A 12,237-nucleotide genomic window follows, 5' to 3' on the forward strand; every position below is an offset into this window, starting at 1 on the left:
CGTTACGGGGCTTCGAACGCCGTTGCGTCATCTGTATACTTACCCAGTATTTTTGAGTCCTACGCTGGGGACGCCATGGCGCTGCCGACGCTCGAAGACCCGCTCTACTACCTCGCCAACTTCCGCCGAGTGCTCGACTGGCTGACGTCCCGCTACGCGGACCTGCTGAGTCCCGACGAAAGCGCCTTCATCGCCGACTTCGAGCGCGTGCCGGAGCCTTCCCAGGCGTTGCTGGTGCGGATGGTCATGCGCAAGGGCGTCGATTTCCGTGCCAGCCGCCTGGTCTACGCCGAGATCGGCGATAGCGTCGAAGCTGCCGGATCGCTGATCGAGTGCGGCTGGGTCGAGGAAGATGTACCGCTGTCGCTGGAAGCGCTGTTTTCGCTGGCGACCCGAGCGGAGATCGGCGTCGACATGGGCGGCGGGCTGTTGGCACTCGGCGTCGGCAGGAGCGCGGGCAAGGGTGTCTGGCTGTCAGCGTTGCAGGCGGCGTCGCCCGAGCCCCGCCCGCTGGCCGAGTGGTTGCCGACGCTCGGGGATCGTCACTATCGGCTGACCGTCGACGCGATGTGCGAACGCTTCCGGCTGATGTTCTTCGGCAACCTGCGTCAGCACTGGTCCGAATTCGTGCTCTCGGAACTCGGTGTCTATCGCTTCGAGCGCGTCGAACTGGACGCGGCTTCCCGTGCCTTCTCGCGCCGCGAGGAGCTGGAGGCCTACCATCATCTGCACCGCTGCCGGGAGCGCTTCGAGGCCGACGAGTCGCTGGAATCGCTGTTGCCCGACGTGCCTCGCGTGGCGTTCGACAACGACTGGCTGGAGCGTCGCAGAGGCCGGTTGATCTACAAGCTCGCCTACCGTCTCGAACGCCAGGGCGAACTCGGCCGGGCGCTGGAGCTCTATCGGGATTGCTCGGCACCGGAAGCGCGGCTGCGACGGATTCGCGTGCTCGAGGCGCAGCAGGCGACAGCGGATGCGCTGGCGCTGGCCGAACGGGCGGAAGCCGCGCCCACCAATGCCGCGGAGAGCCAGGCGCTGGAGCGGGTGATACCGCGGCTGCGGCGCAAACTGGGACTGGCTTCAGGCAGGCGGACGAAGGCACCGGAACCACCGCGTGTCGATCTGGTGCTGCCGCGTTCGGCCAGCGTCGAACTGGCGGTGGCCCGGCACCTCTCCCGCGCCGAGGCGCCGGTCTGCTATGTCGAGAACGTGCTCGTCAACGGGCTGTTCGGCCTGCTGTGCTGGGATGCGATCTTCGCGCCGCTGCCCGGCGCGTTCTTCCATCCGTTCCATAGCGGGCCGGTGGATCTGTTCGAGGCGGATTTTTGGACCCGTCGACGCGACCTCATCGAGGCATGCCTGGCTGCGCTCGAGCGAGGTGACCATGGCGAGATCATCCGTCGTCGCTACCGCGACAAGTGGGGCATCCAGTCACCGTTCGTGTTCTGGGAAGCGCTGGATGAGCGGGCGCTGGAACTGGCGCTGCACTGCATTCCGGCGCGCCATCTCCGGCTCTGGTTCGAGCGTCTGCTCGACGATGTTCGCGCCAATCGGGCCGGGATGCCGGATCTGATCCAGTTCTGGCCGGAAGGCGATGATGCTTTGCAAGGGCCGCGAGGCTCCACCGAGCCGGCTTATCGCATGATCGAAGTAAAGGGGCCTGGCGACCGCCTGCAGGACAACCAGAAACGCTGGCTTCAGTTCTGCGCCCGTCACGACATGCCGATCAGTGTCTGCTACGTCACCTGGGAGTCCTGCGACGACGAAACGGTAGACACGGGCGACGCTGACACCACGGCAGGAGCGCTTTCTTGAGCTATCGGATCGCTGTCCGTGCGCTGTGTGAATTCGCGGCCAAACGCGGCGATCTCGATCTGCGCTTCACGCCATCGCCTTCGGCACAGGAGGGTATCGCCGGCCATCAACTCGTCGGAGAGCGGCGGGGCGAGCGCTACGAACGCGAGATCGCCTTGAATGGCGCCTATCGCCACCTCGAGGTGCGCGGCCGCGCCGATGGCTACGATCCAGACGCCAATCGGCTGGAAGAGATAAAGACCCATCGCGGCGATCTTTCCCGCCAGCCGGCCAACCAGCGGGCGCTGCACTGGGCGCAGGCCAAGGTGTACGGCCACCTGCTGTGCGCCGAACGCGGGCTGGATCAGTTGACGGTGACGCTCGTCTATTTCGATATCGTCAGCCAGCGCGAAACGCCATTGAGCGAGCGCTGTTCGGCCGAGGCGCTGCGCGCCGAGTTCGACGCTCATTGCCAGGCGTTTCTGGCCTGGGCGCAGCAGGAGCTGGCCCATCGGCGGCGGCGCGATCGCGCATTGCAGGCGCTGCGGTTTCCTTATGCCGGGTTTCGCGAGGGTCAGCGGCCGCTGGCGGAATCCGTCTACAAGGCGATTCATACCCGGCGCTGGCTGATGCTGCAGGCGCCTACCGGCATCGGCAAGACGCTAGGCACGCTGTTTCCGATGCTCAAGGCAATGCCGGGCGAGCCGCTGGACAAGATCTTCTTCCTGACGGCGCGTAATACCGGCCAGCGGCTGGCCCTCGACGCGCTGCGCACCCTGGGCGCCGGGCAGCGGCACCGCGAGATCCCGGAGCCGGAACACCTCGAGCCGGACGATATCGGGTCGGGCGATATCGGGTCGGGCGATATCGGGTCGGGCGATGCCGAGCCGAACGATTCCAGGTCGGGCGATAGCCGATTGAGTGAAGTCCAGGCCGTCCCGCTGCGCGTGCTGACGCTCACGTCCCGTGACAAGAGTTGCGAGCATCCCGACAAGGCGTGTCACGGCGAATCCTGCCCGCTGGCGGCGGGTTTCTACGATCGCCTGCCCGCCGCGCGCAAGGCGGCGGTCGAACGCGGCTGGCTCGATCGCGCCGCCCTGCGGGAGACCGCGCTTGCCCACGAAATCTGCCCTTACTATCTGGGCCAGGAAATGGCGCGCTGGGCCGATGTCGTCATCGGCGACGTCAACTACTGGTTCGATTTCCACGCCATGCTTTACGCGCTGAGCCAGCAGCAGCAATGGCGGGTCGGTCTGCTCGTCGACGAGGCCCACAACCTGGTCGAACGCGGGCGCGGCATGTACAGCGCGACGCTCGATCATGCGGCGTTCCGGCGCCTGAAGCCAACCCTGCCTGCTCCGCTCAAGCGGCCATTCTCGCGGGTGGCGTCCGCGTGGCGCGCGCTGGCGGACGACAGCGAATCGGACTACCGGGTTCTGGAGACACTGCCGGGCAAGCTGATCGGCGCGCTACAGCAGGCCGTTTCACAGGTGGTCGAGTATCAGAGCGAACAGCCGATCGCGCTCGATAGCGAGCTGCAGCGCTTTGCTTTTGATGCCCAGCACTTCTGTCGGGTCGCCGATGTCTTCGGCGATCACTCGATCTGCGATGTGTCGCCGCAGGCGCCGCGGGGGCGGCAGCGCCAGGCTGGCGCCCGGGTGACGCTGCGCAACGTGGTGCCCGCGCCGTTCTTGACGCCGCGCTTTGTCGCCGCGCAGGGCGGTACGCTGTTTTCCGCCACGCTGGCGCCGGAAGCCTACTACCGTGATCTGCTGGGCGTGCCCGACGATGCGCCCTGGATGTCGCTGGCCTCGCCGTTTCGGGACTCACAGCTCGAGGTTCGCATCGCTGCGCGGCTGTCGACGCGGTATGCCGATCGCGAGGCATCGCTGACACCGTTGGCGGATCGCATCGCCGCTCAGTTCCGAGCATGCCGCGGTAACTACCTGGCGTTCTTTTCCAGCTTCGCCTATCTGGAGCAGGTCGCCGACCGGCTGGCCGAGCGTCACCCCGAGATTCCGATCTGGCGTCAGGCATCGCGCATGGACGATGACGCCCGCGAGACGTTCCTGCGCCGGTTCGAGGCGAACGGGGAGGGGGTGGGGTTTGCCGTGCTGGGCGGCATTTTCGGCGAGGGTATCGATCTACCCGGCGATCGCCTGATCGGCGCCTTCGTCGCAACACTGGGATTGCCCCAGGTCAACCCGGTCAACGAGCAGATGCGAGCGCGGCTGCAGGCGCTTTACGGCCACGGCTACGATTACGCCTACTTCTTTCCCGGCATGCAGAAGGTAGTGCAGGCAGCGGGCCGGGTGATCCGATCCGGCACCGATGAAGGCGTCATCCACCTGCTGGACGATCGATTCGCGCGGCGCGAATCGCAGGCATTGCTGCCGGATTGGTGGCCCAAGCCGATCAAAGACTAGGTCTGAAAAGTGGAGAGGAGCCGAAGGGCTGCCTCCCTATTTGGCCCTATTTGGCAAAGTGCCACATTCCGGCTTTTTCAGCTTACGACTGTTCGAGCACCGACGACCGTTCCGCTCCTGGTTGCGAGGGGGCTTAACGCTCGCCCCCTCGCGCTCCCCCTCTTGATTGACGCCGCTGGTCCGCGAAACCCTGAAAGACGATGGCCTGCGCTTCGGGTCGGCGCGCAAGGACATCCCTGTCCGGGCGCGCCTCTTGTGACATCCATGTCACAAGACCCGGCTTGCCCCTCGTCTTTCAGCGCGGCCCCGGAGGCGTCGAGGTGGTCGATTCAAGTGGACATGGCGTAGGCTTTTTCAGTAGCGCCGTCCTGCGATCTACGAGGCCGAATGGCTTAGTGCCTCGAACACTCTTGCCACGGCCTCGGCACCGGGGTCGACGACACCCTTGAGTGCGCTTTCCGGCACATAGGCGGAGCGGCCGGCGTTGGCTCGGGTCAGGCTGGCGGTGGCCTGGGCGCCGTCGCGAGCGGCCTGCGCGGCCTGGGTGAGCGACTCGCCGCGCTGCAACGATTCGATGGCCGGGATCAGTGCATCGAGCATGGTGCGGTCGCCGGGCCTGGCACCGCCGTAGGCCTGCATTTTCTCCACGCCGGCGGCCAGCGCCTCGTCGAGTTTGCCGCGGCGATCCAGCGAGCCGGCGGCTGCGGTGAACAGGATAGACAGCAGCACGCCGCTGGAGCCGCCCATGTCCCTTGAGAGCAACTGGCCGATGCCCGCGAACAGTAGCGGTAGGGCGGCGGTGTTCAGGCGTTTGGCTTCGAGCGCTCTGGCGATCGAATCAGCGCCGCTTTGCATGCTGGCGCCGGCGTCGCCATCGCCGCTCCTGGCATCCAGAGCATCGAGTTCTTCACGTGCCTGGCGCAGGGTATCGATGATCCGCTCGAGCGTCGCGACGGTGTCGGCGTCCTGCGGCGCGTCGTCGGCCAGCGCTTCGTGATCCTGGCGGGTGTCCGGCGAGAAGTGCGGAGGCCTCTGCGTGGCGCGCAGTCCGGGCCAGCCTGGTGCCGTCGTCGGTGCCGACAACGCTGTGACGGTGTCGTCATCCGCCGGCAGCAGAGTGAGCGAAAAGCCGTGCATGTCCAGTGAGGTCATCAGCGGCGCCGGGCCAATCAGGTGCGCGACCTGCTCGACGCCCAACTGGCGCAGCAGGCTGGCGGCCAGCACACCCATTTCCTGGGTGGAGCAGCTGCCCAGATCGTTGAGCATCGCGATCCAGGGGCCGGTGAGCTTGCGGTCGGACAGCGCGTTGCGCAGGGGATCCAGAACCAGGCTCATCGCCTCGTCGGCACTCTTCGGGTCGACCTGCCTCGTGCCGGTCTCGTTATGAATGCCCAGGCCCAGTTCCGGCGAGCGGTTGGCGGCGGGCTGGCCCGGCTGTGCCGCTGCGCTCAGCGCCATGCCCAGTGATCCCATGCGCCGACACAGCGCCTCGGCACGTTCGCGGATGGCATCGAGGGGTGTCTCCTGGCTCGCCAGGTAGCCGGCCAGCTTGTGGACCAGCACGGTGCCGGCGATGCCGCGCGGCTGCGGCGCGTTCTCGATGGCGATATCGTCGGCGACGATCACCATGGCGACATTCAGGCCCTCGCTGCGGGCACGCTCGGCGGCAAGGCCGAAATTGAGGCGGTCGCCGGTGTAGTTCTTGACCACCAGCAGGCAGCCGGCGTCGCCGCAGACTTCACGGATTGCCGCCAGCACCGCTTCGACGCTGGGCGACGCGAACAGGCTGCCGGAGATGGCGCCGGTCAACATGCCTTCGCCGATATAACCGGCGTGGGCCGGTTCATGGCCGGCGCCGCCGCCGGAGAGCACCGCGACCTGGCGGCGTCCCTGTTCCGTTCTGTCCCAGTCCCGGCGGATCAGGATGCGCAGGCCGCTGTCCGGTTCGGCGATGCGCAGCGGGGCGGTCGCCGCCGTCGTCCGCAGAATCTCGTCGACGACATCGCCGGGGGCATTGTAGAAACGTTCCATGTGATCTCTCCGCTGACGTTTCGAATTCGCTGGCTATCGTATTTGATGGCGCTTCACGCTTGCTGGAACTTCGCGGTCACAGCGTTCAGTGCAGCTGTTGCTCAGTGCAGCTTCATCTTCGGCCGCAGGTAGCGGTTGAGGCCGTCGACGACGACGGTCATGCCGGTCTTGAAAATGCCGTGAATGGCCATCTGATGCATACGGTAGAGAGAAGCGTAGAACAGCTTGGCCAGCCTGCCCTCGATGAACAGGCTTCGCGCCGACGCGCCGCGCATGAGGCTGCCGACCGCCTCGAAGTGCGCCAGCGAGATCAGCGAGCCTCGATCGTGATAGACGAAAGGCTTCAGCGGTTTGCCATCCATGGCTGCACGCAGGTTGTGGTAGCAGTGCGTCGCCTGCTGATGCGCGGCCTGAGCGCGGGGGGGAACACGCTTGTCGTCGGGCTGGGGACAGGAAGCGCAGTCGCCGAACGCGAAGATGCGCTCATCGTCCAGGCTCTGCAGTGTCTGGTTGACCTTGACCTGATGGTTGCGCTCGGTGGCCAGTCCCAGTTCCGACAGGAATTCGGGCGCCCGGATGCCCGCCGCCCAGACGCTCAGATCCGTCTCCAGCGGTTCGCCGTCCGCGGTGATGAAGCCGTTGGCGTTGGCTTCTGTCACGCGCGTATCGACATGGATCTTGACGCCGAGCCGTTCGAGCTCGCCGTGCACGGCGCGGCTGATGCGCTCGGGCAGGGCTGGCAGAATGCGCGGCGCGGCCTCGATCAGGTGCACCTCGAGCTTGCCGCTGTCCATGGCCGTGAAGCCGTAGCTGTGCAGCATGCGTGACGCGCCGAAGAGTTCGGCGGCCAGTTCGACGCCGGTTGCGCCCGCCCCGACCAGGCCGACGGTCAGCTTGGGATGCGTTCGGCGCTCCGGGTCGCTATAGCGCAGGAAGGTATTGAGCATGTTGCGCCGGAAGCTCTCCGCCTGCTGCGGGCTGTCGATGAAGTGGCAGTGTCTGGCGACGCCGGGGGTGCCGAAGTCGTTGGAGACGCTGCCGACGGAAAGCACCAGGTAGTCGTACTCGATCTGGCGCGCGGGCAGCACGACCGCATCGTCCTGGTCGTGGATCGGCTCGAGGGTAATGGTCCGGTTGTCGCGGTCGATGGCGCTCAGGGTGCCGCGCTGAAATCGGTAGCCGTGGCTCTTCGAGTGCCCCTGATAGGAGACCTCATCGAGCCCGGAGTCGAGGGTGCCGGTGGCGATCTCGTGCAGCAGCGGTTTCCAGATGTGGGTCGGGTTGCGGTCCACGAGGACGATGTCGGCACGCTGACGCTTGCCGAGCTTGCGACCCAGTCGGGTTGCCAGCTCGAGTCCGCCCGCGCCGCCACCGACCACGACGATGCGTGGTGTGGTCATGGGAAACTCCAATGTGAGAATCAGAAGGGAAATGGTGAAAAGGAAGCGGGGAAAATCGGGGGCGTCGAAGCGAGTCACGGTACGGCAAGGCAGGGTCCTGAACGATCGCCTGGCCAGTGGCCGACATGAACGACATGAAACAGACGCAGCAATAGCCGAGCGGTGACGATATCGGGCTGTGGAACTGCGCATTCACGGAAGTCGGTACCCGTCGATTCGACGAAAGATGGGGTCAAGGATACGCCGATCACTGGCGCTTGGCATCCGCGGGTTGCGTAAACTTACCGGCTTTTGGGTAAGCTAAAGACCGTCATCCCGACGCTCCGGCGCTACAGACAAGGACGCACACATGCACGCTTTGCTCCAGGACATTCGTCTGGTGGCTTTCGATCTCGATGGCACATTGATCGACTCCGTCCCCGACCTCGCGGCAGCGGTGGACGCCATGCTCATCGAGCTGGGCATGGTGGCGGTGGGCGAAGCGAAGGTTCGCGACTGGGTCGGGAACGGTTCCCGCAAGCTGGTCGAGCGGGCGCTGGAGAGCGTCCTCGAGCGAATGCCCGAAGCGGCGCTGCTGGAAGCGGCTCACGAAAACTTCCTGCGTCATTACCATGCCGCACCCTGCGAGCGGACCCGCGTGTATCCCGGCGTCCGGGAGGCGCTCGACGCGCTGGAAAGCCGCTCGATCATTCTGACACTGATCACCAACAAGCCGGCGGCATTCATCGATCCGATTCTCGAAGCGCTGGAACTGCGCCACTATTTCCGCGCGACGCTGGGTGGCGACTCGCTGTCGGAGAAGAAGCCTCATCCGGCGCCGCTGCTGCATCTGGCGGCGCGTTACGACATCGATCCCTCGCGGTGCCTGATGGTGGGGGATTCGCGGCATGACGTGGAAGCCGGAAAGCGCGCCGGCTTCCGCACGCTGGCCGTTCCCTACGGATACAATCACGGCGAGCCGGTGGCCTCGAGCGAACCGGATGGCGTGGTTGAATCGCTGGGGGAACTCGTTTAGGGTTTCCGGGACGGCGCCAGGGCGGTTATGGCGCCGGTTTCAGGCAGCTTCCCCGTTTCCCGTTACCCCTTTCGACCGAGCTTTGACATGCGACCGGATACCCAACGCCTTTTCAGCCCCTGCGTCTCGATGCGCCCGGTCAAGCGATGGCGATGGTGATTATCAGTCGTTACCGACGCAGCCGCTCTCACGATTGCTGATTTTCACTGCTGGAGCCCGGTCCCATGATGACCCCCGATCGCTTTGCCGAGCTGGCGCAAGCCGGCTACAACCGTATTCCGGTCACCCGCGAGGTGCTGGCCGATCTGGATACGCCGCTTTCCACCTACCTCAAGCTCGCTGACGCGCCCTGGACCTTTTTGCTCGAGTCGGTACAAGGCGGAGAGAAGTGGGGCCGCTATTCGATCATTGGCCTGCCAAGCCGGGAACGCATCGAAGTGCGCGGCTTCACCGTGCGCCATATTGTCGATGGGGAGCAGCAGGGCGCCAGCGAAGTCGAAGACCCGCTGGCGTGGATCGAGCGGTTCCAGTCTCGATTCAAGGTGCCGGATCTCGACGACCAGCCGCGCTTCGATGGCGGTCTCGTAGGCTACTTCGGCTACGACACCATCCGCTATATCGAGCCCAAGCTGCGTACCGCGCTGGCCGCCGAGAAACCCGATCCCATCGGCGTGCCGGACATCCTGCTGATGGTGTGCGACGATCTGGTCGTCTTCGACAACCTCTCCGGCCGCCTGCAGCTGTGGACCCACGCCGATCCGGAAACGCCGCACGCCTACGATAACGCCGTCGAGCGGCTCGAGACGCTGGAACTGAAGCTGCGCAGCGCGACTTTCAATACGCTGAGTCCGGGAACCGGGCGGGCGGATGTCGCCGAAGACGACTTTCATGCCAGCTTCAGTGAGCAGGGCTACAAGGACGCGGTCGCCAAGATCAAGGAGTACGTGCTATCGGGGGATGTCATGCAGTGCGTGCCTTCCCAGCGCATGTCGATCCCGTATCAGGCGCCGCCGCTGGATCTCTATCGTGCGCTGCGAAGTCTCAACCCGTCTCCCTACATGTTCTTCCTCAATCTCGAGGACCATCACGTGATCGGCTCCTCTCCGGAGATTCTGACCCGGCTGGAGGGCGGCGAGGTGACCGTGCGGCCGATCGCTGGCACGCGACCGCGTGGCGCGACGCCGGAGCAGGACAAGGCGCTGGAGGACGAGCTGCTGGCCGATCCCAAGGAGATCGCCGAGCATCTGATGCTCATCGACCTGGGGCGCAACGACATCGGTCGCATCAGCCAGGTCGGTACCGTCGAGCTCACCGACAAGATGGCGATCGAGCGCTATTCCCACGTCATGCATATCGTCTCCAATGTGACCGGCAAGCTGCGCGAGGGCATGTCGGCGATGGATGTGCTGCGCGCTACTTTCCCGGCGGGGACGCTCTCCGGGGCACCCAAGATCCGGGCGCTGGAGATCATCGACGAACTCGAACCGGTCAAGCGCGGCGTCTATTCCGGTGCGGTCGGGTATCTCTCCTGGCACGGCAACATGGACATGGCGATCGCGATTCGCACGGCGGTGCTGAAGGATGGCGAGCTCCACGTGCAGGCCGGCGGCGGCATCGTCGCCGATTCGGACCCCGACGACGAATGGCACGAGACGCTCAACAAGCGCCGGGCACTGTTCCGCGCCGTCGCCATGGCCGAAAAAGGGCTCGATAACCTGGAGTAGGCATCGGTTCGGCCGGGCTGTCATCACCCGGTCACGATGATCGGTTTAGATCGGGGGCATGCGACACGCTGCCCCCGATCGATTTCATGCCGACCCTATCCCACTGCCAAGGCGCGCTCGCCTGCGACGGCGGTGGGTCGTGTTCCTCACCCTGGCGTTGCTCGTTGCGGGTCTGGTTGGCTGGGGCGGCGTTCCGCGGGAAGCGCTCGAGACGCTGCATCCACTGGCGCTGTTGATCGCCATGGCGGGCTTGCCGGCGCTGGGAATCCCGATGACGCCTTTCTACATTCTTGCCGGGTTGCGCTTCGGCGTGCCGGGCGGGCTGTTGTTCTCGGCGGTGGCAACGCTGCTCAACCTGCTGCTCTGCTACGCGATCGCCAGCGGCCAACTGCGGCCGGTTCTCCGCGCCTCCATCGAACGACGTTTTCCGGCGCTGGCAGGGCTGGACGATGCGCGCCAGGATGCCTGGCGCGTCACGTTTCTGATCAAGCTCGTTCCCGGCGTGCCGATGTTTCTCAAGCATTACGCACTGGGGATTGCCGGCGTCCCGCTGTCGATCTACCTGGGCGTCGCCTTGTTGACCACCGGCCCTTACGGCGTGGCCTTCGTGGTGCTGGGGCAGTCCGCGCTGACGGGGGATATCGGTCAGGCAATGGTCGCGGCCGGGCTACTGGCGCTCATCGTCACGGCAGTGAACATCGGGCTAGGCCGCCGGGCGCGGCGTCGGTCACATGGGAAGCCGTGTCTCGAAAGGCGGTTCGAGTAGGACGGAACGAAAAAGGCCGCGAACCTGTCTCGGATCGCGGCCCATTGCGCTTCGCCCGGCAATCGTCAGTCGACCTGGCCCAGCAGCAGGAATTCGATCAGTGCCTTCTGAGCGTGGAGCCGGTTGCCGGCTTCCTGCCAGACCACGGCGCGGGGATCGTCGAGCAGCGTCGTGCTGATCTCCTCGCCACGATGCGCCGGCAGGCAATGCAGGAAGATCGCCTCGTCCGAGGCCTGATCCAGCAGCGCTTCGGTGACCTGGAAGCCGGCGAAATCCCGTTCCCGCTTGGCCTGCTCTTCCTCCTGCCCCATCGAAGCCCAGACGTCCGTGGTCACCAGATCGGCACCGCGGACCGCCTCGGCCGGGTCGCGTACGATGACGGCGTGCTCGCCAGCGGCGTCGAGAATGTCCTGACGCGGCTCGTAACCCGCGGGGCAGCAGATGCGCAGCTGGAAATCGAACTGGCGCGCGGCGTTGATCCACGAATGGCACATGTTGTTGCCGTCACCCACCCACACGGCGGTCTTGCCCTTGACCGGCCCGCGGCACTCGGTCCAGGTCATCACGTCGGCCAGCAGCTGGCAGGGGTGGTAGTCGTCGGTCAGGGCGTTGATCACCGGTACCGAGCTGGCAGCGGCGAACTCCTCGAGGCCGGCGTGGGAGAAGGTCCGGATCATTACTGCATCGACCATTTCCGACAGCACCCGGGCCGTGTCGCCGATCGGCTCGCCGCGCCCGAGCTGGGTATCTCGCGATGACAGAAACAGCGCATGGCCGCCGAACTGCGCCATCGCGGTCTCGAACGATACACGTGTTCGCGTCGAAGATTTCTCGAAGATCATCGCCAGCGTGCGATTGCTGAACGGCGTATAGGTCGGGCCGTTCGTCTTCAGACGGTTCTTGATCGTGATACCGCGCTGGATCAGGTAGTCGAGCTCGTCGGCGGAGAGATCCAGCAGGGTCAGAAAATGGCGTGCGCTCATGAGCGAGTTCCTGTCGTGGCTTGACGTTGAGACGTGGGCTTCAAGGCATGCGGCAATATCCAGGCGCGCCGCACGGCGAAATCGAGATCGTCGGCCGC

General features: G+C 65.5%; 8 protein-coding genes. 5 read left to right on the top strand and 3 right to left on the bottom strand.

Features of this window, described 5'->3' with window-relative positions; translation table 11 throughout:
* The first annotated feature begins 75 nt into the window (after positions 1-75).
* Both R5R73_RS08565 and R5R73_RS08570 read left to right on the top strand, forming a co-directional pair.
* Positions 76-1,815 (top strand): VRR-NUC domain-containing protein, encoded by a 1,740-nt coding sequence (locus tag R5R73_RS08565; protein ID WP_322529430.1) that lies wholly within the window; start codon positions 76-78, stop codon positions 1,813-1,815.
* Positions 1,812-4,220, top strand: coding sequence for an ATP-dependent DNA helicase (locus R5R73_RS08570; RefSeq protein ID WP_322529431.1), 2,409 nt, complete (start codon positions 1,812-1,814; stop codon positions 4,218-4,220). Before R5R73_RS08565 ends, R5R73_RS08570 begins: the two co-directional genes overlap by 4 nt.
* Before the next feature lie 375 nt (positions 4,221-4,595).
* Here the strand turns inward: R5R73_RS08570 and R5R73_RS08575 are convergent, their stop codons facing one another.
* Positions 4,596-6,251 carry a dihydroxyacetone kinase subunit DhaK gene (locus tag R5R73_RS08575; RefSeq protein ID WP_322529432.1) on the bottom strand — a complete coding sequence of 552 codons (1,656 nt, stop codon included), beginning with the start codon at positions 6,249-6,251 and terminating at the stop codon, positions 4,596-4,598.
* Between the two features lie 101 nt (positions 6,252-6,352).
* The gene (locus R5R73_RS08580) at positions 6,353-7,651 is read right to left on the bottom strand and encodes an NAD(P)/FAD-dependent oxidoreductase (protein ID WP_071230391.1); all 1,299 of its coding nucleotides are present in this window, start codon (positions 7,649-7,651) and stop codon (positions 6,353-6,355) included.
* 349 nt (positions 7,652-8,000) lie between these two features.
* Here R5R73_RS08580 and R5R73_RS08585 point away from each other — a divergent pair, with 349 nt between their 5' ends.
* The 3 genes from R5R73_RS08585 (at position 8,001) to R5R73_RS08595 (ending at position 11,156) form a co-directional block, all read left to right on the top strand.
* Complete coding sequence (locus tag R5R73_RS08585; RefSeq protein ID WP_322529433.1) at positions 8,001-8,666, top strand: phosphoglycolate phosphatase; 666 nt, start codon at positions 8,001-8,003, stop codon at positions 8,664-8,666.
* A gap of 227 nt (positions 8,667-8,893) precedes the next feature.
* On the top strand, positions 8,894-10,390 hold the full coding sequence (trpE, locus tag R5R73_RS08590; RefSeq protein ID WP_110633432.1) for an anthranilate synthase component I: 1,497 nt from the start codon (positions 8,894-8,896) through the stop codon (positions 10,388-10,390).
* A 139-nt stretch (positions 10,391-10,529) separates the two neighbouring features.
* The gene (locus R5R73_RS08595; RefSeq protein WP_322529434.1) at positions 10,530-11,156 is read left to right on the top strand and encodes a TVP38/TMEM64 family protein; all 627 of its coding nucleotides are present in this window, start codon (positions 10,530-10,532) and stop codon (positions 11,154-11,156) included.
* Between the two features lie 65 nt (positions 11,157-11,221).
* Here R5R73_RS08595 and argF read toward each other — a convergent pair whose 3' ends face one another.
* Entirely contained in the window at positions 11,222-12,139 is a 918-nt protein-coding gene (gene argF, locus R5R73_RS08600) for an ornithine carbamoyltransferase (RefSeq protein ID WP_087718728.1), read from the bottom strand.
* Between the last annotated feature and the right edge of the window lie 98 nt (positions 12,140-12,237).

It is taken from the genome of Salinicola sp. LHM (assembly GCF_034479735.1).
GTDB lineage: Bacteria > Pseudomonadota > Gammaproteobacteria > Pseudomonadales > Halomonadaceae > Salinicola > Salinicola salarius.